The organism is Aggregatibacter actinomycetemcomitans DSM 8324, from assembly GCF_000372365.1.
GTDB lineage: Bacteria > Pseudomonadota > Gammaproteobacteria > Enterobacterales > Pasteurellaceae > Aggregatibacter > Aggregatibacter actinomycetemcomitans.
The window spans coordinates 1-21,876 of the sequence record NZ_AQUU01000017.1 but is presented as its reverse complement, the minus strand read 5'-3'; the positions used below and the strand labels follow the sequence as shown (position 1 = coordinate 21,876).

20 protein-coding genes and 1 pseudogene are annotated in these 21,876 nt (G+C 45.1%); 10 read left to right on the top strand and 11 right to left on the bottom strand.

The genetic code is table 11. The features are described from left to right. Positions 1 to 19: 19 nt before the first annotated feature. The 3 genes from frr to A3CS_RS0109470 all read right to left on the bottom strand — a co-directional run bounded on the left by frr (position 20) and on the right by A3CS_RS0109470 (position 3,330). On the bottom strand, positions 20 to 577 hold the full coding sequence (gene frr / locus A3CS_RS0109485; RefSeq protein WP_005548637.1) for a ribosome recycling factor: 558 nt from the start codon (positions 575 to 577) through the stop codon (positions 20 to 22). A gap of 224 nt (positions 578 to 801) precedes the next feature. Further along, positions 802 to 1,515 carry a UMP kinase gene (gene pyrH / locus A3CS_RS0109475; protein WP_005548639.1) on the bottom strand — a complete coding sequence of 238 codons (714 nt, stop codon included), beginning with the start codon at positions 1,513 to 1,515 and terminating at the stop codon, positions 802 to 804. 156 nt (positions 1,516 to 1,671) lie between these two features. Further along, positions 1,672 to 3,330: a putative transporter gene (locus A3CS_RS0109470; RefSeq protein ID WP_005548641.1), complete on the bottom strand. Its 1,659-nt coding sequence runs from the start codon at positions 3,328 to 3,330 to the stop codon at positions 1,672 to 1,674. Positions 3,331 to 3,486: 156 nt separating this feature from the next. On the opposite strand from A3CS_RS0109470, the gene A3CS_RS0109465 reads away from it, so the two are divergent. Next, on the top strand, positions 3,487 to 5,271 hold the full coding sequence (locus A3CS_RS0109465) for an ABC transporter ATP-binding protein/permease (RefSeq protein WP_102873381.1): 1,785 nt from the start codon (positions 3,487 to 3,489) through the stop codon (positions 5,269 to 5,271). A gap of 589 nt (positions 5,272 to 5,860) precedes the next feature. Here A3CS_RS0109465 and A3CS_RS01000000111110 read toward each other — a convergent pair. The 3 genes and pseudogenes from A3CS_RS01000000111110 to A3CS_RS0109450 form a co-directional block, all read right to left on the bottom strand. Then, positions 5,861 to 8,031: pseudogene (locus tag A3CS_RS01000000111110) on the bottom strand (TonB-dependent receptor plug domain-containing protein). A 342-nt stretch (positions 8,032 to 8,373) separates the two neighbouring features. Then, a complete protein-coding gene (locus A3CS_RS0109455) occupies positions 8,374 to 9,129 on the bottom strand; it encodes a DeoR/GlpR family transcriptional regulator (protein WP_005543199.1) in 756 nt (251 codons plus the stop codon). Positions 9,130 to 9,190: 61 nt separating this feature from the next. Continuing rightward, positions 9,191 to 10,066: a rhomboid family intramembrane serine protease gene (locus tag A3CS_RS0109450; protein WP_005548648.1), complete on the bottom strand. Its 876-nt coding sequence runs from the start codon at positions 10,064 to 10,066 to the stop codon at positions 9,191 to 9,193. A gap of 42 nt (positions 10,067 to 10,108) precedes the next feature. On the opposite strand from A3CS_RS0109450, the gene A3CS_RS0109445 reads away from it, so the two are divergent. Further along, positions 10,109 to 10,423 carry a DUF5389 domain-containing protein gene (locus A3CS_RS0109445; RefSeq protein ID WP_012820825.1) on the top strand — a complete coding sequence of 105 codons (315 nt, stop codon included), beginning with the start codon at positions 10,109 to 10,111 and terminating at the stop codon, positions 10,421 to 10,423. 11 nt (positions 10,424 to 10,434) lie between these two features. Here the strand turns inward: A3CS_RS0109445 and glpE are convergent, their stop codons facing one another. The 3 genes from glpE to A3CS_RS0109430 all read right to left on the bottom strand — a co-directional run bounded on the left by glpE (position 10,435) and on the right by A3CS_RS0109430 (position 13,059). Further along, entirely contained in the window at positions 10,435 to 10,761 is a 327-nt protein-coding gene (glpE, locus tag A3CS_RS0109440) for a thiosulfate sulfurtransferase GlpE (protein ID WP_005548655.1), read from the bottom strand. 11 nt (positions 10,762 to 10,772) lie between these two features. Beyond that, positions 10,773 to 11,333 (bottom strand): TIGR00645 family protein, encoded by a 561-nt coding sequence (locus tag A3CS_RS0109435; protein WP_005588112.1) that lies wholly within the window; start codon positions 11,331 to 11,333, stop codon positions 10,773 to 10,775. Between the two features lie 112 nt (positions 11,334 to 11,445). After that, positions 11,446 to 13,059 carry a DNA recombination protein RmuC gene (locus A3CS_RS0109430; protein ID WP_005548659.1) on the bottom strand — a complete coding sequence of 538 codons (1,614 nt, stop codon included), beginning with the start codon at positions 13,057 to 13,059 and terminating at the stop codon, positions 11,446 to 11,448. A 143-nt stretch (positions 13,060 to 13,202) separates the two neighbouring features. On the opposite strand from A3CS_RS0109430, the gene A3CS_RS0109425 reads away from it, so the two are divergent. From A3CS_RS0109425 to aroE, 3 genes are read left to right on the top strand one after another with little or no spacing between them, the layout of a single operon-like run. Next, positions 13,203 to 13,751 carry a DNA topoisomerase family protein gene (locus A3CS_RS0109425; protein WP_005548661.1) on the top strand — a complete coding sequence of 183 codons (549 nt, stop codon included), beginning with the start codon at positions 13,203 to 13,205 and terminating at the stop codon, positions 13,749 to 13,751. Between the two features lie 4 nt (positions 13,752 to 13,755). Next, a complete protein-coding gene (locus A3CS_RS0109420) occupies positions 13,756 to 14,307 on the top strand; it encodes a Sua5/YciO/YrdC/YwlC family protein (RefSeq protein WP_005548663.1) in 552 nt (183 codons plus the stop codon). A 3-nt stretch (positions 14,308 to 14,310) separates the two neighbouring features. Further along, a complete protein-coding gene (gene aroE / locus A3CS_RS0109415) occupies positions 14,311 to 15,111 on the top strand; it encodes a shikimate dehydrogenase (RefSeq protein ID WP_005548665.1) in 801 nt (266 codons plus the stop codon). Here aroE and rarD read toward each other — a convergent pair. Both rarD and A3CS_RS0109405 read right to left on the bottom strand, forming a co-directional pair. Continuing rightward, positions 15,106 to 15,987 carry an EamA family transporter RarD gene (gene rarD / locus A3CS_RS0109410; RefSeq protein ID WP_019518437.1) on the bottom strand — a complete coding sequence of 294 codons (882 nt, stop codon included), beginning with the start codon at positions 15,985 to 15,987 and terminating at the stop codon, positions 15,106 to 15,108. The genes aroE and rarD overlap by 6 nt on opposite strands. Positions 15,988 to 16,019: 32 nt before the next feature. After that, the gene (locus A3CS_RS0109405) at positions 16,020 to 16,205 is read right to left on the bottom strand and encodes a LysR substrate-binding domain-containing protein (protein ID WP_005575611.1); all 186 of its coding nucleotides are present in this window, start codon (positions 16,203 to 16,205) and stop codon (positions 16,020 to 16,022) included. 631 nt (positions 16,206 to 16,836) lie between these two features. Between A3CS_RS0109405 and A3CS_RS0109400 the strand changes: the two genes are divergently transcribed. The 5 genes from A3CS_RS0109400 (at position 16,837) to tuf (ending at position 21,835) form a co-directional block, all read left to right on the top strand. Then, positions 16,837 to 17,145, top strand: coding sequence for a ketol-acid reductoisomerase (locus tag A3CS_RS0109400; protein ID WP_005588117.1), 309 nt, complete (start codon positions 16,837 to 16,839; stop codon positions 17,143 to 17,145). A gap of 227 nt (positions 17,146 to 17,372) precedes the next feature. Next, positions 17,373 to 17,747 carry a 30S ribosomal protein S12 gene (rpsL, locus tag A3CS_RS0109395; protein WP_005543325.1) on the top strand — a complete coding sequence of 125 codons (375 nt, stop codon included), beginning with the start codon at positions 17,373 to 17,375 and terminating at the stop codon, positions 17,745 to 17,747. A gap of 152 nt (positions 17,748 to 17,899) precedes the next feature. Then, positions 17,900 to 18,370, top strand: coding sequence for a 30S ribosomal protein S7 (rpsG, locus tag A3CS_RS0109390; protein ID WP_005555497.1), 471 nt, complete (start codon positions 17,900 to 17,902; stop codon positions 18,368 to 18,370). 114 nt (positions 18,371 to 18,484) lie between these two features. Continuing rightward, positions 18,485 to 20,587 carry an elongation factor G gene (gene fusA / locus A3CS_RS0109385; protein ID WP_005548681.1) on the top strand — a complete coding sequence of 701 codons (2,103 nt, stop codon included), beginning with the start codon at positions 18,485 to 18,487 and terminating at the stop codon, positions 20,585 to 20,587. A gap of 63 nt (positions 20,588 to 20,650) precedes the next feature. After that, positions 20,651 to 21,835, top strand: a complete 1,185-nt coding sequence (tuf, locus tag A3CS_RS0109380) for an elongation factor Tu (protein WP_014167500.1) — start codon at positions 20,651 to 20,653, stop codon at positions 21,833 to 21,835. Positions 21,836 to 21,876 lie beyond the last annotated feature (41 nt).

The window sequence follows — 21,876 nt, the reverse complement described above, 5'->3', positions numbered from 1 at the left end:
GTTTAGCGATGTTCAGCAATTAGAAATCAAGTAATTCTTTTTCTTTGTCCGCCAACACATCATCCACTTTTTTGATGAAGCTATCGGTTAATTTTTGAATCACCTCTTCCGCTTTGTGCTGATCGTTTTCGCTGATTTCTTTGTCTTTTAACAAGGCTTTGATTTTATCGTTAGCATCACGGCGCACGTTACGAATCGCCACTTTGCCCTGTTCGCCTTCCGCTTTCACGATTTTGATTAACTCACGACGACGTTCTTCCGTTAATGGTGGTAGCGGCACGCGAATGGTGGTGCCGGCAGAAGACGGATTTAAGCCTAAATCGGAAGTCAAAATGGCTTTTTCCACCGCTTGAATCAAAGAACGATCGAATACGGTCACCGCCAACGTACGCGCATCTTCCGCCACCACATTGGCTAATTGGCGTAACGGTGTTGCAGAACCGTAATAATCCACTTGAATCGCATCCAATAAACTTGGCTGCGCACGACCAGTACGGATTTTTGCAATATGCCCTTTTAACGCGTCCAGGCTTTTTTCCATACGGTCTTCGGCATCTTGTTTAATTTGCTTAATCATTCAACTTTCCTTTTTAATAAATAAAGATAAAACGGCGTGATTCTACTGGATTTTTGTAAAATTTTGAATCATTTTCTTTTGGAAGCACGGCTTTCAGGCGTAAATTTTTGCTGTATTTTATTTTTTGATGGGCAACAAAGTGCGGTCGAATTTTCATGTGTTTTTTTCATACAAAAAACGGTAGAAAATCATTTCTACCGTTTTTCCTTTTCACGAAACCCCGCTTAACAAATGGTCGTGCCGACATCGGTATCGAGGATGACTTGGCGTAATGCGCCCGGTTTACCCATATTGAAGACCCGAATTGGTATACCGTGGTCGCGGGCGAGGGTAAAGGCGGCAAGATCCATCACTTTTAATTCTTTATCGATGACTTCCGCATAGGTTAAGTTTTTATACAGTTTGGCATTGGTATTTTTGGCCGGATCGCAGTCGTACACGCCATCCACTTTGGTGGCTTTTAACACCACATCCGCTTCAATTTCAATACCGCGTAAACAAGCGGCGGAATCGGTGGTAAAGAAAGGGCTGCCGGTGCCGGCAGAGAAAATCACGACGCGTTTTTCGCGTAACATTTTGATGGCTTCGGACCAGTTGTAGGTATCGCAAATACCGTTTAACTGAAAGGCGGACATTAATTTGGCGTTGACATCGGCGCGGTGCAGCGCGTCACGCATCGCCAAACCGTTCATCACCGTCGCCAACATCCCCATGTGGTCGCCTACCACGCGGTTCATACCGGCTTTGGCAAGTTTGGCACCGCGGAATAAATTGCCACCACCCAACACAACGCCGACCTCCACGTCCATTTCGACGAGCTCCTTAATTTCTAACGCCATTCTATCCAAAATGGAAGGATCGATACCGAATTCTTCATCGCCTTGTAAGGCTTCACCACTGAGTTTTAACAGAATTCTTTTATAAATCGGTTGGCTCATATTTTTCCCTTTTGTGTTAACAAAAATTGGTTCATTTTAATGGATCTTGCCTAACCTGTGAAGCAAACATTGGAAAATGCCGCAAAAACCGACCGCACTTTACACGGCGAAATCTGTCGTCGCATAAAGTGCGGTCGGTTTTTATCGCGTTTTTTACTAGGCGAAACTCCACAACAGCAACGCCAATAACTGCGGTGAAATAATCCGCAGGAACATGGCGAGCGGATACACTGTGGCATAAGACAATGCCGCCGCGCCGCTTTCTTCTTTAATAGCATTGGCGAAAGCCAGCGCCGGCGGATCGGTCATGGAACCCGCCAGCACGCCGCACAGGGAAAGGTAATTGAGCTTGCTGTATAAGCGGGCAACAATGCCAGTAATCAGCAGCGGAACCAAAGTAATAATCACGCCGTAGCCCATCCATTCCAAACCGCTGCCGTTAAGCAGGGTATCCAGGAAGCTGCCGCCCGATTTTAACCCGACCACCGCCAGGAACAGAACGATCCCGATTTCACGCAAAGCAAGGTTGGCGCTCGGCGGCATAAACCAATACAGTTTTCCCACACTACCGATCCGTGCCAAAATCAATGCGACCACTAACGGACCGCCCGCCAAACCGAGTTTTAATGCCACCGGAAAACCGGGAATGTAAAACGGAATGGAGCCCAACAACACACCCAAGCCGATCCCGATAAACACCGGTAACATTTGCACTTGTTGTAATTTTTGTTCGGCGTTACCGATCACGGAAATGGCGTTATTTAACACATCGGTGCGCCCGACCATGTGCAACACGTCACCGAATTGCAGGCTGGTGTTGGCGGTCGGCACCAGTTCCACCCCGGCACGGTTCAAACGGGAAATCACCACACCGTATTTTTGGTGAATACCCAGCGATTTGATTTTCTTGCCCAGCACTTTTTCGCTGGTAACGACAACCCGTTCGGCACGAATTTCGCCGCTGATGTTGGAAATCGGTAAATCCAATTCCTCGCCGATGACCAAACGCATTTTTTTCAATGCCGGCGTTTCTCCTACCAAGTGTAACACGTCATCCGGAAAAATTTCTGTATCGGCTTTCGGCACGCTGATGTCGTCACCACGTTTCAAACGGGAACAGACCACATCATGACTTTCAAAACCCGGAATATCCGCCAAGCGCAAACCATCCAGGTTTTTGTTGGTTACTTTTACGTTAATGGAGCCCAAAGATTCTTTATCCTGCCCGCTTTCATGCTGGAAATTACGTTCTTCGTCGTCCACTTTCACTTTAAACGCCAGGCGAATGAGCCACATACATAACAAAATCCCGCAAATACCGAAAGGATAAGCCATTGCGTATGCTGTCCCCATGGTGGTGTTTGCATCAGCAAAGCCCAATTCGCTTAAAATCTGTTGTCCCGCACCGAGAGACGGCGTATTGGTTACCGCTCCGGAATAAATCCCCAAGATAATATCCAACGGCACGCCCGCAAACTTATGAATCACTACCACAGTGAGCCCGCCGAGCAGCACGATTAAAAATGCAAAACCGTTCAGTTTTAATCCTGAACGGCGCAACGATGAGAAAAATCCCGGACCAACCTGAATCCCGATGGTATAAACAAACAGAATTAAGCCGAATTCCTGCACGAAATGCAACGTGTGCATATCCAGCTTCAGCCCGTATTCATTGGTAAAATGCGCCACGATGATTCCACCGAACAGCACGCCCCCCACGCCGAAACCGACGCCTTTGATTTTCCAATGTCCGATCCATAGCCCGATAACGGCAACTAACGCTAATAGGCTCGTCGTAATTGCAATATCGCTCATATCTACCTCAAACAAAATTAGCTGAAAAGATTATAACAAGTTGATTTTTCACTTGCTGAAGTAAAGCTAAAAAATGCCACCTCCATCACATTTTTACTTGCCTAATAAGAAAATCTTTTTAAAATGAACCGCACTTTTTTGTTATCGGATTATATGATGGATCATACTCAGGAAATTATCACTTCTTTACTTTGGATTGCAAAAACCTTGGCAATTACCGCCGTTGTTTTCAGTTTCAGTATTTTTTTATTAGTGCATCTCACCAGCTGGGGCAAACAATTCTGGATGTTCGCCGGCGGCTATCTTTCGCCGAAGCGCAGCATCAAACCGCTGCTATTTTTCACTTTAATCGTCACCTTGACACTCTTTAGCGTGCGTCTTAGCCTGGTGTACTCTACTTGGTACAACAATCTGTACACCTCGCTCCAGGAATTCAACGAACCGGTGTTTTGGAATCAAATGATCCTCTTTGGCTTTATTGCCGGCTTTTCCGTCCTCTCGGCGCTTATTAGCTATTATGTCAGCCAACGCTTTTCCATTAACTGGATTGAATGGCTGAATAGCGAAATGGTAGAAAAATGGATGAGCAATCGCGCTTACTATAAAAGCCAATATACCGGTCATAATCTGGACAACCCCGATCAACGGATTCAACAAGACGTGCAAGCTTACGTCAAAACCACCCTTTCCCTTAGCACCGGCGTGATTAATGCTGTCACCTCCATGATTTCCTACACCATTTTGTTGTGGGGATTGGCGGGTCCAATGAGCGTGCTGGGAGTAAAAATTCCGCACATGATGGTGTTCTTGGTGTTCGCTTACGTGATTTTCACCACGCTCATCGCCTTCTGGCTCGGAAAACCCTTAATCCGCTTGAATTTCGCTAATGAAAAATTAAACGCGAACTATCGTTATTCCTTAATTCGCGTAAAAGAATACGCCGAAAGTATCGCGTTCTATACTGGTGAAAAAGTGGAAAAAAGCCATCTATATAAACAATTTCGCTCGGTTATCGGCAACATGTGGGGCATCGTGTTCCGGACGTTAAAATTCTCCGGGTTCAACTTGGTGGTAAGCCAAATTTCGGTGGTGTTTCCGCTACTCATTCAAGTGGGTCGCTATTTTGAAAAACAAATTAAACTGGGCGACTTAATGCAAACCTTACAGGTTTTCGGGCAGTTACACTCAAATCTCTCCTTTTTCCGTAACACTTACGACAATTTCGCCGAATATAAAGCCACGTTAGACCGTTTAACCGGTTTCAAATACAGCGTCGAAGCGGCACAAAAAGAAAGCAAAACTCACATTTCCGACCACCCGAGCGATGTGATTTTCCAACATCTCAGCGTCAAATCCCCCCTTGGCAAAACGCTGATTAAAGATCTCAATCTCACCCTACCGCAAGGACATTCTTTGCTCATCCAAGGGCAATCGGGCGTAGGTAAAACCACCTTATTACGCACCGTAGCGGGGCTATGGTTATACGCTCAAGGAGAAGTGTTCTGCCCGCAACACAATACCTTGTTCCTCTCGCAGCGCCCTTATCTGCCACAAGGGGATTTACTCACAGCGCTGTATTATCCGAGCTCCATAGAAAAGGCGGATTTGACAGAGGTCAGCAAGGTGTTAAAACAGGTTCAGCTGGCTCATTTACAGGATCGTTTGGCACAGGAACAAGACTGGAGTCGCATTTTATCCCTTGGTGAACAACAACGCCTTGCTTTCGCCCGTTTATTATTGCACAAGCCACAAGTCGCCTTTTTAGACGAAGCCACCGCCAGTCTTGACGAAGGATTGGAAAACGCCATGTATCGTCTCATTCGCCACACATTGCCGAATACGACGATTATCAGCGTAGGGCATCGTTCGGCGTTGGTGCCGTTGCATCAACAGCGTTTAGAATTGCAGGCTGATGGAAGCTGGATATTGACTACCGGTTAAGATTTTCGCGCTACTTCATCACAGAATCCGATCGATACTCCTAAAGTGCGGTAGTATTTTATGGTGTTTTTTAAAACCCTTGAAAAGGGTATAGCAGAAAAGTAGCGGATAAAAGTGGGTTAAGACCTTATAGTACGAGGCGTTAACCCACTTTTTTGAATTTATCAACAAAAAAATCACTTTTATGTCCTGCGCTATTCGTGGTATCGAAATCATCAAACGTTTTTGACGGAACGCTCGGACAAGCCGAATGAGAATTTTTCTTATAAACAGCGCAATGTCAGAAGTGCGTATAGGAGCTCAAAAGCGATATATGAATTAGTTATTCACGTTTGAACAATATGCCGGTTTAGGCATTGAAAAACAACTAATCGACTTAAGGGATTAAAATATTAAAACAAAAATTAGCCGTGCATCATAGTTTGACAAGTATGCGCAATGTATTACTTATTAGGGATCTTATAAATAGAAAAAGTTGGTAAAACCAACTCTTTTGTCTACTATGCCTGTATATTTATTAAACAATAATAAATATACAGGTCCTGTTAGTACTCGATCGATGTCTCTAGGTGTTCTATCAGTTAAATTATCAGAATTTATAACTCACCGATAAGACGAAAGTCCTCCCTCTGGCATAATTATTCAGAATAGAATTGGTCTTTCCGCCATATCTTCCGTTACATAATCCGTTAGAATCACACTGAACTATATCATCTCCATAGGAATTGAGATTCTCAAAGGTGGAGAAATAGCGTTGGGTTGCTGCGTCATTTGCGGCATCCAACGGGTCAATATATCTTTTATCAAAGGCATTTTGTATATCCGCGCGAATGACTAAATTTTCGACGGGTTCATACGCCACATAGAAATCAACCACCAACGGTTGCTTATCAATAGTCTCGGTTTCTTTAATCACACGTTTGCCGATATTATGCGGATCAGCGGTATTGCCGGGTTTCGTGCCGTCAATGTATCTTTCTTCCGTAGTGGCACGTTTACTTTTACCGTAATATCTGACCGCACTTCCGATGGTTAATTTACGATCAAACCAGCGCGAACCGATTTCCAAGCGACCATAGTCTCTCGGCAACATAGAAATTTTAGTTAAACCATAGCCTTGTTTAATTTGATCCTGTTTCGATGCGTTATTTGGTGATTCACTGGCATCGCTGTAGTTAGTCGGCTGATTGGTTTTCTGATAAGCGTAAGATAAATTAGTAAAGAACCGACCCGCATCATAATTAAGCTCTAATTCTAAGCCGCGTTTATTAACGCGTTTTTGATAATTTCGGTGCTGAATCGTATAGCTCAGCCCGGTCGTCGTTACCCAACTTGGCGGTAAATGGTCGATTTTTGCGGAAGTATGCCTTTATCGCCTTTGAAACGACCTAAGAAGTCATATAGTCCGCTTTTTTGCGAAGGACCGTCGTAAAAAGGACTGAGTTCTTCCGGGAAACGATTTTTAGTATATTGATTTTTAAATAAATTCACGCCTAAGGTCGTTTTTAGATCGGTTTCTTTTGGCAGCGAAAAGGTATAACTGTTACTAATATCAATAATATCCGCTGTATTTTTGGTTTCCAAATATTTCAATACCTGCCAGCCGCCAAAACGTGAACCGCTCGGATACTTTTGTTTGCCTACGTTATGCGCCAGCAATACATTGAGATCAAGATAGCCATTATTATTAAAATTGTAATTTAACTGATAATTCCGATTCTCGATTTTTCGACTACCGATATGATTATCAAGAGTTCGGTATTGTAAATTTAAGGTATGTCGATCATCCGAAAATTCCACTTTCACTAAATGGCTTTTTGAACGCTGAACCAAACTTGAAGGATCTATCGGTGTTAAATCCCATTGCGGCACTTCGTTTTCATTCCAGATTTTACCTAACTCGGCGATATATTCCTTTAGCTTTTGCGGATCGTTATATTTTTTATTCCAGGGATATTCCCACGTACTCTTACCCGCTGAATTTTTTATCGAAAAGTCACGTTCCCATTCGTTTTTCTCACTGTTAAATTTCAACTGATGGCTACGAAAAAATTCATTTCTTTTTCGTTCAAGAAACCCTTTACCTACATCGGAGATACGTTCTCCACCACCGCCGACCTTATAATTTTGTGAAACCTCTCTTTGGCTATAGCCATACAGAACGCCAATATATCCGCCATTATCCAACCATTTACGGGCAGCACCCATTGCCATGTAGTTATATTTGGTTTCGTTATCGCCGCTTAATCCTTTGGTGAGGAAGCCATAGTTTTTATCCCCCTGAATCACATCATTCACACCCAAAGTTCTGAAATTTGCCGCCCCGTACAAGGAATTTACCCCACCGGTTCCGCTAAAGTTGCCTTTGGTTAAATCTATACCGGCAATAAAATTCGGATCGATTGCCGCACCAAACTGCGAGTTACCACCTGTACGCCCTGCATCCATAGAGGTTGAATAAAAAGTTTGTGTCACCCCATCAACCATGGTGTTCGCCCGTCCGAACCCGGTTTCGCCACGAATGTTTAAGGATAGTACGCCGGAACCTTTATCCTGTTGAGTAAATGCCCCGGGAATACTGCGTACCACATTATCAACGGTTTCTGTGGACTTGAAGACATTCTCGCGGGTACTTTTAGCTTTTGCCTCGGTGAACGGTTTTTTCTCGTTCGCAATGGTTTTTTCAACAACGTCGATTTGATCTAATTGTTCCTCTGCATTGGCAACATTCAGCACGTTTAAAATGCAAAATGTGACCAAATTTAATAAACTTGCTCATTTATTCTCCTTAGGAAAGTTTATTTTTATTAGTTTTGATAATCATTCTCATTATCGATCTTTTTATAAATGAATACAATAAAAGCAATATAAGATTTTTGCTAAAACGTGTTTGCAGAAAAATCAATCAGATAAACTGTATCAATTTTACAAGTGATCAATAAATAAGCATTTTTATCAATATCGAAAGGTAACTTATTTTATATAGAAAAATAAGTTTTTAGCAAGAAAAAAAGAAATTCAAAAAATGCGAAGACGGGAGATAAAGAAGAAAAAAGTGCGGTGAAAATCCACCGCACTTTTTACGTAAAAACCAATAAAACGCTAGCAAACAACTAAATTGACATTTTTGTTTTTCAGCAGTTCATCAATGCTCGGCGGTACGTCCATGTCGGTAAAAACATATTCCACATCGGTGATTGAACCCAGTTTTACCATGGCGCGGCGGCTGAATTTAGAATGGTCGGTGACTAACAAGGTATTGCGGGAATTATCGATAATTGCTCGTTTAACCTGCACTTCGTGGTAATCGTAATCCAGCAATGTGCCGTCTAAATCAATGGCGCTGATGCCTAACACACCGAAATCCAGACGGAATTGGGACAAAAACTCCACCGTCGATTCGCCGATAATGCCGCCATCTTGACGTAAAGAACCGCTGGCGATGGTAATATCGAAGGAGTCATTTTGCATGAGAATATGCGCGGCATTGAGATTATTGGTGACGATACGCAGTCTTTGGTGCCCCAGTAAAGCGAAAGAAACGGCTTCAGAGGTAGTACCGATGTCGATAAACAATGAGGCGCCGTTCGGAATGAGCTCAACCGCCTGTTTGGCGATACGATTTTTTTCTTGAGAAAAAAAGTGCTTGCGATCGTGATAATCGCTGTTTTCGGCGCTGGAAGGCGAAGCGGCACCTCCATGATGGCGGCGAATGAAGTTGGCTTCGGCCAGTTCATTTAAATCGCGTCGAATGGTTTGCGGGCTCACATCAAACAAAGCCACCAATTCATCGGTGCTCAAATACCCTTTTTGCTTCACCAGTTCGACAATTTTTTGATGACGAAGAGATTGTCTCATGCGTATTTCCTCATTCCCATAAGCATTCGGGCAGCTAATTTACCGCATTTTAGTGAGGAAATCACGACTTAACGCGAATATTTCGATCCGCAAACGCCAACAATACGCCCACCAACAAACCGGAAATATGCGCCGTGTTGCCAATATTAATATCCACCAATGGGCCGGCAAAGCCAAGCAAGATCCCGACAACCAACATATTGAAAAAGCCTTCCGGCACGTCAAAATCCGTGTGTTTATTGAGCTTATCCAACACAAATACATAGCCCAGCACCGCATATACCACGCCGGATAAGCCGAAAAATGCCGGTCCGCTCACCATGTTTTGCGCAATGCCGCCCACCGCGCCGGCAAGGAAATAAATTTGCAGTAATTTAAAACTGCCCAAGCGACGTTCAATCGCGCCACCGAAAATCCACCACCATGTGAGGTTAAACAGAATGTGCATATTGGACAAATGCACTAAAGTATGACTGAAATAGCGCCAAATTTCGCCGTATTGGTCAGCTTCATCGGGGAAATGGGAAAACAGCACGATGGGTTCGGCAAAACCGAATAACATAAAAAGATAAATCAGGGCACAAAGTGCGGTCACAATAACGGTTATTTTTCGCGGTTGAAGGTAAGTTACAAGGGAAATCCTGTTGACCGGCGGCATCTCGTCGGAGGCGGATACCGCGCGCACTCGAACGGGGCTTGCGCCATTTTGCCATGCCTGTGCATTTTGCCGTTTCAGCCATTCTTGTAAGAAGCCGTCACATTCCTGCACAATCGCTTCAAAGTGCGGTGCATTTTGCGGCAGAAAAACATGATAAATCGGTTCGCCCTGTTCGTTGGTCTTTTCTTCAATAACCAACTCCACCTGATATTTCGTGCGAATATGCTCACGAAAATGACTGACTAACGCGGGAATTTCACTACCAAACAAATGCTGCATTTGCTATATTCCTTTTCCAAAAATTTGATGTACGGAGAAAAAATGAGAAATCCAAATTTGCCCTCGGGCTTCAGCCCTTTCAGCTGGGCGATTGCTATGTTTTGCTTACCGGTTTTGCTTTGGCCATTGGCACTGTTAATTTCACCGAATTTGTTGAAGAACCCGAACCTAAGCGACACTCAAATCCACGCCATGTCGATTTTTCTGTGGGGTTATCCTTTCGCTTTGGGCATCATCGCACGGATTTTTTATAAACTGCATGAGCGCAAAGCCGCGTTGGCGCGTCGCGGTTTAGCCATAAGTGCGGTCATTTTTTACGGCGTTTTAAGCTATGTTGCCGTCGTCGGATTTAACTAGAAAAGCGCCGACTAATAGGCGGTTTCCAGCGGTAAATTGGCTTCCACCCAACCGGTGAATCCGCCCCGCACGCTATACACTTTTTCATAGCCGCGTTGTAATAGAAACATGGCGACACTGCGGCTGCTCACACCATGATAACAACTGACCAAAATCGGCTGCTCGTAATCATATTCGGCTTCAAAATCCGGCCAGGTAAGTTCCGTTAAATTCACCGCGCCCTGTGCGTGGGAATAATTGAAGCGCACCTGATCGCGCACATCCGCCAGCACGGCGTTTTCATCCTGTTGTAACATCTCCCACGCCTGCTGGGGGGAGATTTCAATAAATTCTGTCATAAATGTTTTTACTAATGTGCTTTATGGCTGGTGCCGTAAAGGATTTTGTCCGTATATGCCATGGCAATGGCGGAGGCTAAAAAGCCTAAATGTAAAAACAGCTGCCACATCATGGTTTTTTCATCCATATTTGACGCATTCACGAAGGTTTGCAACATATGGATAGACGAAATGCTGATAATCGACATCGCCAATTTCACTTTCAACACCGACGCATTCACATGGCTCAACCATTCCGGCTGATCCGGATGCCCACGCGTGCGCAGCTTGGAGACGAAAATCTCATACCCGCCGATAATCACCATCACCAGCAAATTGGCGATCATGACAACATCAATCAGATTCAATACCGCCAACATCACGGTGTTGGAATCCATTTCCTGTAAATTGACAATTAAATGCCACAGGGATTTCATAAATTTATAGGCATAAATGCCTTGCACGATAATCAACCCGAGATAAATCGGCAGTTGCAGCCAACGGCTGGCGAAAATAATTTTACTGATTGCCGCCGGCTCATAACGCGGTTTAATTTGTTGTCCTTGGTTCGCTTGTTGCACGGTTTCCCCCAATAAAAAATAAAAGTATAAAAGGCGGAAAAATTAACTGTTTTACGCCTAAAATTCAACGTTTTTTTAACATCATGGGGAAATTGTAAAAACACATTAAAAATCCACCGCACTTTTATTCTTCTAAATTTTCTTTTGTCACCAACAACCGCTCCGTTTCAAAATCATGATGCAGCGGTTCGATATTCGGCAGGGTTTTGGAGGCTTTGGCGGAGAGGGCTTTGAAACGTTCCACTTTGCCCATTAAGCCTTGCTGCCCGACCAGCGCGGTGACGGTGCTGTTGTAGTGGGAACTGACGGCAGACAGACTGTTGCCCACTTTTGCCAAACGTTCGGCAAGCAGGCAGATTTGGTTATAAATGTCGCCGGCTTTTTCGCTGATTTCGCGCGCTTCCGCATTGCCGCGTTCTACCCGCCACAGGTTCGCTACGGTACGCAAAATCGGCATGAGCGTGGTGTGGGACACCATGATGACATTTTTATCGTAGCCGTAGCCGAACAGGCTAGGATCCATTTTTAGCGCTTCAATATAAGCGGGTTCCACGGCAACGAACATCAGCACGAAATTCGGGCTGCGTACGCCGATAAGGTTGCTGTAATCTTTGCGCGATAAATCATCGATGTGATTGCGCAACGCCTTAATGTGTTCATGCAGAAACGCCTGACGTTCCATTTCATCCTCAGAACTGACCGCACTTTCATAGGCGTTAAGGGACATTTTGCTGTCGATGATTAAATGTTTGTCGTCCGGCAGGTTGAGAATAAAATCGGGATAATTACGCTTGCCTTCCTCGTTTTTAAAATGCGCCTGCGCGGTGTAATGTTGGTCTTCCAGCAAACCGGCAGATTGCAACGCGCGCTCCAGCTGCATTTCGCCCCAGTTGCCGAGGGTTTTCTTTTCGCCTTTTAACGCGGATGTAAGATTATTCGCCTGTTGCGACATACTCAAGCCGATTTCCAGCACTTTCTTAATTTCCGCTTCCAACCCGGCGTTGCCTTTAACGGACTCCGAATGAATTTCATTCACCCGTTTCTGAAAACTTTCAATTTGCTCGCGGAACGGCTTCAACAGGCTGTCCATGGAGGCTTGGTTGGTTTGTTGAAAACGCTGACTTTTTTCTTCCAGAATGCGATTGGCGAGATTTTGAAATTCCGTATTAAGTTGCTGTTTGGTTTGCTCGAAATTTTGCTGCTGTTCGGCAAAATGTTTTTCTTTTTCCGTTAAGGTGGTCTTGAGCTCTGCCAGCTCCTGCGAAAGTGCGGTGTGTTTTTCCGTTAAATTTGCCAACGCTTCTTCACGGCGTGAAATCAGACTTTGGCTCTGTTCCAACTGACTGCGCAACCCTTCCGCCTGCGCCGACGCCACGCCGAAACGTTCTTTTAAGGCGGTAATCTGTTCCGCAATGGCACTGTGACAGGCTTGTTCTTCGTTCAGTTCCGTTTGCAAATACAGCACTTTTTCATCGCGCTCGGTGAGGCGAATTTGTAGGCCGTCCGCCATGGTTTGCGCTTTCACCACTTCTTGTTCCAATTGATTTTTGCGTGCGGTAACCGCATCAAATTTCGCCAATAACTGATTAAAATCTTCGATGTTTTTATTGAGATCCTGCTGCAATTCCACGCTGTCGCGTTTGCGTCGCGCGCCCACAAATAACAAAATCAGGCAAAGCACGCCAAGCGCCGCGCAAATGCCCAATAACATATTTAAATCAATATCCAATGCAAACATTTTTCCTCCTGCTGTTGGCGCATTAGTATAAAGTAAATCGGCGCCCTTTGCCGACCTTTTGCAGGTGGCAAAACGTCGTAAACTTGCGTAGAATTGCCCTATCAAAAACGTTTGCCAAAACGACCGCACTTTTAGGAACAAATATGCGCGAACCTTTATTCCAAGCCACCAAACAGGAAGAACACTGCCCGCAATGTGGCGCCTTGTTGCAAATCAAACAGGGTAAAAAAGGGCTGTTTCTCGGCTGTTCCGCTTATCCGCAATGCGATTATCTGAAACCGTTGCACGCCGGCAATGAGGTGAAAATCCTCAAAATGCTGGAACAAAGTTGCCCTGAATGTGGGCATCTTTTAGCGTTAAAACAAGGGCATTTCGGGATGTTCATCGGCTGCAGCAATTATCCCGACTGTCATTTTGTGGTGCACGAAGACGCAGAGGAAGAAACGGAAGAACATTTGCCTTGCCCCGAATGCAAAGCAGGGCAATTGGTGGCACGGCGCGGACGTACGGGCAAATCGTTTTATGCCTGCAACCGTTTTCCGCATTGTAAATTTTCTGTGCCGAGCAAGCCGTATGCCGTCCGTTGCCCGCAATGCCACGGCAGTTTAGCCTTATTAAAAAAACAACAGGACGGGCAACGCACTTGGCAATGCGCCAACAAAGCCTGTCGCCATATTTTTATGACCGAGTAACCTCATGAATTTACAAGATATTGTTGAACAGTTGAAACGTCAACGCGTGGTGGCGTATCCTACCGAAGCGGTGTTCGGCTTGGGTTGCAACCCGAACAGTCAAAGTGCGGTAGAAAATTTACTTGTTTTGAAGCAACGCCCCGTATCGAAAGGTTTGATCCTGATTGCGACTGCCTTGGATTTTTTGTTGCCGTTTATTGATGAACGCCCTCTGGCGGAACTGCATTGGCAACGCCTCACCGCGCAATACGCCCGCCCGACCACCTGGGTCGTTCCCGCGAAAAAGACCACGCCGAAATTTCTCACCGGCGATTTTGACAGCATTGCGGTGCGCATCAGTCAGCACCCCGCCGTCAAACTGTTATGCGAACAGGCGGGCTTTGCGCTTACCTCCACCAGCGCCAATTTAAGCGGACAGCCGCCCTGCCGCACGGCGCAGGAAGTCACCCGCCAATTCGGCGCCGATTTTCCGGTGTTGGAGATGCCCGTGGGCGATGCAGTTAACCCGTCGGAAATTCGCGACATTTTCACCAACCAAATTTTTCGTCAAGGATAAATCATGTTATACGCCGTTTGGGGCAACCCCATCGTTCAAAGCAAATCACCGCAAATTCACAGCATTTTCGCCGAACAAACCACACAAGACGTGCAATATGACGCCATGTTGGGCGATGAACAGGATTTTGAGCGACAATTGCTGGCGTTTTTTGCCAAAGGTGCGGCGGGCTGTAATATCACCTCACCTTTCAAAGAACGGGCATTCAAGCTGGCACAGGCGCACAGTGAACGCTGTTTATTGGCAGAAGCCTGTAATACGCTGAAAAAACGGGATGACGGCAGCCTTTACGCGGACAACACCGACGGCGCCGGTTTAGTGACAGATTTACAGCGGTTACATTGGCTCAAACCGAATCAAACCTTGCTGATTTTAGGCGCTGGTGGCGCCACCAAAGGCGTATTGTTGCCTTTACTACAGGCGCAGCAAAACATTGTGATTGCCAACCGCACGCTATCTAAAGCACAGCAACTGGCGGACAAATTCGCGCCTTACGGTAATGTTCGGGCGGTTGCGCTGGATAAGATTCCCGCACAATCCTTTGATGTGGTGATAAATGCGACTTCATCAGGCTTACACGGCGGCACGGTACAAATTGATGACGCCATTCTACGGATGGCGAAAGCGGTTTACGATATGCAATACGATCGACAACAAGACACACCGTTTTTGGCGCGTTGCCGTGCGTTAGGCGTGCAAAACCGATGTGACGGCTTCGGAATGTTATTGGCGCAAGCAGCGCATTCCTTCTATTTATGGCGCGGCGTGATGCCGAACATCGAACCGCTGTTTGAGGCGTTATAATCGGGTCGGGCTATGTTTGGTGCGCCAAACGCCGTCGGCGATGATTAATAGCATGGCGATCACCAAACAAATAAACAACGGGTAACTCTGCGCATCGATTTCTTCGCCGATGAGCAACGAAATTCCTACCATCAGGCAAGGTTCTACATAGCCCAACAAGCCCAGCAGGTTCATCGGCAAATGGTTGCTGGCAAGAATATAGGAATTGAGCGCAGTGCCACTGATTAAGCCGAGGATCAACAATAAGGTTAAAATATTCGGGTTGCTTTGCTGCACTTGGGCAATATCCACCTGCCAGGAGAAATAAACACAAAACGGCAATAAGGTCAGCATTTCCAGGAAGAATGCCGCCAGATCGGTCATTTTCAGGATGCGGCGAACCACAAAATAGGTGGTGTACCCCACGCAAATCACCGAGGCTTCCCAAGAAATTTCTCCTTTTAGCACAATATTCGACAGCACACCCACGGCGGCAATCACCACTGCCAGAAATTTAATGCGCGAAATGCGTTCTTTAAAAATAAGACGCGCTGCTGCCACCATCACCAAGGGCAGCAATAAATAGCCGAAAGAAACACTGAGCGAGCTGCCGTTATTCGGTGCCCACAGAAACAACCACATTTGGAAGCCTATCAGCGCGCCGGTAAACACAAACGCCAGCGCAAAGTGCGGTTTTTTTTGAATGCGTTTTAAATGGGCGACAAGTGCCGCTTGCTGTTTAAACAGCACCACTGCCGCCGCCACGAAAGGCAGGGTGAACACAATGCTATAGCCGAAAATATCCGTTCCGCTCAAAGGCAACAGAAGTGTGGAAAAATAGTACATATAGCCGAACAGTAGGGAGGCAAATAATGAAAATGCGATGCCTTTTAACATGGTGAAAAAACTCCTTAGATAATGACCGCACTTTACTCCAACAAATCCCAAAATGCACGCACTAAAGGGCGCTCCAACGCAGGTTTTAAGGCGCACACGCCTAATTCGAAAGGCGCAATAGGCACATCTAATTGCAACGTGGAAATCTGATTGTTCAATGGACTGTTTTTCATCACCACATCCGGCAACAACGCCAACCCGCAGCCCGGCGCCATCATAGACACAATGCCCTCGTGCCATACCCTGGTTCTTCTTCACTTGAATTTGGCGGGACAACGTTGAGGACGGCATATTATGATACTGCGCCGGCGGTTTTGGCAAAGTTTTGGGGTGAGTGAAGGTTGTGAAGATTTTGAGATCGTTAAAGTTCATAATCGTTTGTTTTCTGTTAAGGTTGGTATTTCGTACTCAATATTGTTGAGTACAAGCTCCTTTTCTTTGCTTCGCCAAAGAAAAGTAACCAAAAGAAAGGCGACCCCGGATAAGCCGCTTATCCTTATTCCAACACAATTTTCTTCACACTAAATTTCGAACTCGCTTCGCTCAAGCAGGCGAAATTTAGCTAAAAATTGCATTTCCATAAGGGCGTCTTACAGGGGGACCCCATTTTTCTTCGAGCGTTATTCTAAAAGTGCGGTCAGTTTTAAAATTATTTATTCAAATGAAAAATACACAAAAATTTAACCGCACTTTTTCAAATTCAAAGAGCGAATCTATCCCCGTGTAGGTCGCCCTAGGGCGAAATCCCTAGCTGCACAGATAATTGCAAAAATTGCAACACATAATCCAAGTAATATCACTTTACGCAATAACAAAACACCTTATAATCACCCCAATCTAAAATTGATGATGAATTGCTTGTCCAACAGCGCAAAATTACGTGCCTTTGAATTAGCGGAACAAATTAAAGAAAAATTGGCATTCTTATTTGCCAAACACATGAACGACATTATCAGCGGCGAATTCTCCCGCGTGATGATAGAAGACTGGGCGAAGGGAGATGCCAACTTATTGAAATGGCGTGAAGAAACCGGCAAAACCGCCTTTGAAAACGCACCAAAATACGATGGCAAAATCAGCGAGCAGGAGTATTTCGATAACGGTGAGTTAATGGTCGCGATGGTGAAAGACATGAAACGTATTTCCTTACAAGGTTAACCTCGTCAAAGAAACAAAAGTCGACAATGACAATATTGTCGGCTTTGTTGTGAGGGAAAGTGCGGTCGTTTCCAGAAATGTTTTTACATGCCGCAAGCAACACGCGCAGGAAGTGATAATAAGTTGACAGCCTGCGGTTTGAAGATTAAAATCTGCGGTCTGTTCTTGTATGGACAGATTTGTAAAACAACATTTTTTAATGAATTTATTAAACTGGAGTTTTTTTAATGGCAACAATCAACCAGCTAGTACGCAAACCGCGTGTGAAAAAGGTTGTAAAAAGTAACGTTCCTGCATTAGAGGCTTGCCCGCAGAAACGTGGTGTATGCACCCGTGTGTACACAACTACACCTAAAAAACCGAACTCAGCATTACGTAAAGTATGCCGTATTCGTTTAACCAATGGTTTCGAAGTAACCTCATACATCGGCGGTGAAGGTCACAACCTTCAAGAGCACAGTGTTGTGCTTATCCGTGGTGGTCGTGTTAAAGACTTACCGGGTGTGCGTTATCACACCGTACGCGGCGCATTAGACTGCGCAGGCGTGAAAGATCGTAAACAAGGTCGTTCTAAATACGGCGTTAAACGTCCTAAAGCTTAATGGATCTCCGTTAAGTAAGGCCAAACGTCTAAATTAGTAAAACTTATTTAAATCACAAACTCCAGTATCTAATTAGCCCCTTGTAAAAAGTGCGGTTAGTTTTTATCGAGTTTTGGGATACCCTGAAGATTATAGAAACGGAGAAATTCGCAATGCCACGTCGTCGTAGTATTGAACAACGCAAGATTTTACCGGATCCAAAGTTCGGTTCAGAATTACTTGCTAAATTTATCAATGTCATCATGGTAGATGGTAAAAAATCTATCGCAGAATCTATCGTTTATAACGCGTTAGACACTTTAGCGCAACGTACCGGTAAAGAAGCTTTAGAAGCTTTTGAAGCGGCATTAGAAAACGTGCGTCCAACCGTAGAAGTGAAATCCCGTCGTGTCGGTGGTTCTACTTACCAAGTACCGGTTGAAGTTCGCCCGGTTCGTCGTAACGCATTAGGTATGCGTTGGATCGTTGAAGCAGCTCGCAAACGCGGTGATAAATCCATGGCTTTACGTTTAGCTAACGAATTGTCTGACGCTTCCGAAAACAAAGGCGCGGCAGTTAAGAAACGTGAAGACGTTCACCGTATGGCTGAAGCTAACAAAGCGTTTGCTCACTACCGTTGGTAATATTCGGTTAGTATTTACGTTTTTGGGCTTCATCTCATTTCTATGCGGTGAAGCCTCATTCATATATAAAATTTCGTATTTAATTTTAAATAAGAAATCGTCAAGGAAATAATAATGGCTCGTACAACCCCTATTGAAAGATATCGTAACATTGGTATCAGTGCGCATATTGATGCGGGTAAAACTACTACTACTGAGCGTATCTTGTTCTATACCGGTGTAAGTCACAAAATCGGTGAAGTACACGATGGTGCCGCAACCATGGACTGGATGGAACAGGAACAAGAACGTGGGATTACCATCACCTCTGCGGCAACCACCGCATTCTGGTCAGGTATGTCACAACAATTCCCACAACACCGTATTAACGTTATCGACACCCCGGGACACGTTGACTTTACTGTTGAAGTAGAACGTTCTATGCGTGTTCTTGATGGTGCGGTGATGGTTTACTGTGCGGTTGGTGGTGTTCAACCACAATCCGAAACCGTATGGCGTCAAGCAAACAAATATGAAGTACCACGTATTGCATTCGTTAATAAAATGGACCGCACCGGCGCAAACTTCCTACGCGTGGTTGATCAATTAAAAACCCGTTTAGGTGCCAATGCCGTTCCGCTTCAACTACCAACCGGTTCAGAAGAAAACTTCACCGGTGTTGTTGATTTGATCAAAATGAAAGCGATCAACTGGAACGAAGCTGACCAGGGTATGACGTTTACTTATGAAGATGTTCCTGCTGATATGCACGCCGCTTGCGAAGAATGGCGCCAAAACTTAATTGAAGCGGCAGCAGAAGCTTCAGAAGAATTAATGGAAAAATACCTCGGTGGTGAAGAATTAACTGAAGAAGAAATCAAAGCCGGTCTTCGTCAACGCGTATTAGCAAACGAAATCATTTTGGTAACCTGTGGTTCTGCGTTCAAAAACAAAGGTGTTCAAGCAATGCTTGATGCTGTTGTTGAATACTTGCCGGCGCCAACCGATATTCCTGCGATTAAAGGTATTAACCCGGATGAAACCGAAGGTGAGCGCCATGCAAGCGATGAAGAGCCGTTCTCCTCATTGGCATTCAAAATCGCAACTGATCCATTTGTGGGTAACTTAACCTTCTTCCGTGTGTACTCTGGCGTAATCAATTCCGGAGATACCGTATTGAACTCCGTACGTCAAAAACGTGAACGCTTTGGTCGTATCGTTCAAATGCATGCGAACAAACGTGAAGAAATCAAAGAAGTTCGCGCAGGTGATATTGCGGCGGCAATCGGCTTAAAAGACGTCACCACCGGTGATACATTATGTGCGATTGAAGCGCCAATCATCCTTGAACGTATGGAATTCCCTGAGCCGGTAATCTCTGTTGCGGTAGAACCAAAAACCAAAGCAGACCAAGAAAAAATGGGTATTGCATTAGGCCGTTTAGCACAAGAAGACCCTTCATTCCGAGTGCACACTGATGAAGAATCCGGTGAAACCATTATCTCTGGTATGGGTGAATTACACTTGGATATCATCGTTGACCGTATGAAACGTGAATTCAAAGTGGAAGCTAACATCGGTAAACCACAAGTATCTTACCGTGAAACTATCCGTACTCGCGTTAACGATGTGGAAGGTAAACACGCAAAACAATCCGGCGGTCGTGGTCAATACGGTCATGTGGTTATCGACTTGTATCCATTAGAACCGGAAGGTCCGGGTTACGAGTTTGTTAACGAAATTAAAGGTGGTGTAATCCCTGGTGAATATATCCCGGCCGTTGACAAAGGTATTCAAGAACAACTTAAATCCGGTCCGTTAGCAGGTTATCCGGTGGTTGATATCGGTGTTCGTTTACACTTCGGTTCATACCATGATGTGGACTCCTCCGAATTGGCGTTTAAATTAGCGGCATCTTTAGCATTTAAAGCAGCATTCGCTAAAGCAAACCCTGTTCTGCTTGAGCCAATCATGAAAGTTGAAGTAGAAACCCCACCTGAGTACGTAGGTGACGTAATCGGTGACTTAAGCCGTCGTCGTGCAATGGTGAACGGTCAAGAAGCGAACGAATTCGTTGTTAAAATCGATGCAGAAGTTCCGCTTTCAGAAATGTTCGGTTACGCAACTGACTTACGTTCCCAGACTCAAGGTCGTGCTTCCTACTCAATGGAACCATTGAAATATGCTGAAGCACCGAAAAACGTAGCTGAAGCCGTAATTGAAGCTCGTAAAAAATAATTTTGTTTAACTAATCCACAAGCCACTCCGGCTTGTGGACTTATACATTGAGGAAACTTAATCGTGTCTAAAGAAAAATTTGAACGTACAAAACCGCACGTTAACGTGGGTACAATCGGCCACGTTGACCATGGTAAAACCACTTTAACAGCAGCTATCACTACCGTATTGGCAAAACACTACGGCGGTGCAGCACGTGCATTTGACCAAATCGATAATGCACCTGAAGAAAAAGCGCGTGGTATCACCATCAACACTTCACACGTTGAATATGACACCCCAACCCGTCACTATGCACACGTTGACTGCCCGGGACACGCCGACTATGTGAAAAACATGATTACCGGTGCGGCGCAAATGGACGGTGCTATCTTAGTAGTAGCAGCAACCGACGGTCCTATGCCACAAACTCGTGAGCACATCTTATTAGGTCGCCAAGTAGGTGTTCCTTACATCATCGTATTCTTAAACAAATGCGACATGGTAGATGACGAAGAGTTATTAGAATTAGTTGAAATGGAAGTTCGTGAACTTCTTTCTCAATATGACTTCCCGGGCGATGACACCCCAATCGTACGCGGTTCTGCATTAAAAGCGCTTGAAGGCGATGCCGCATGGGAAGAAAAAATCCTTGAATTAGCAAACCATTTAGATACTTACATCCCGGAACCTGAGCGTGCTATCGACCAACCGTTCCTTCTTCCAATTGAAGATGTGTTCTCTATCTCCGGTCGTGGTACCGTAGTAACGGGTCGTGTTGAGCGCGGTATCATCCGTACCGGTGATGAAGTTGAAATCGTGGGTATCAAACCGACTGCAAAAACCACCGTAACCGGTGTTGAAATGTTCCGTAAATTACTTGACGAAGGTCGTGCGGGTGAAAACATCGGTGCATTATTGCGTGGTACTAAACGTGAAGAAATCGAACGTGGTCAGGTATTGGCGAAACCGGGGTCAATCACCCCGCACACTGACTTCGAATCTGAAGTGTACGTATTGTCCAAAGAAGAAGGTGGTCGTCATACTCCATTCTTCAAAGGTTACCGTCCACAATTCTATTTCCGTACAACTGACGTAACCGGTACTATCGAGTTACCTGAAGGCGTGGAAATGGTTATGCCTGGCGATAACATCAAAATGACCGTATCCTTAATTCACCCAATTGCGATGGACCAAGGTTTACGTTTCGCTATCCGTGAAGGTGGCCGTACAGTGGGTGCCGGCGTGGTAGCTAAAATTATCAAATAATTGATAAGACAAACCAAAGTAAAACTGAAAAGGCGTATCGA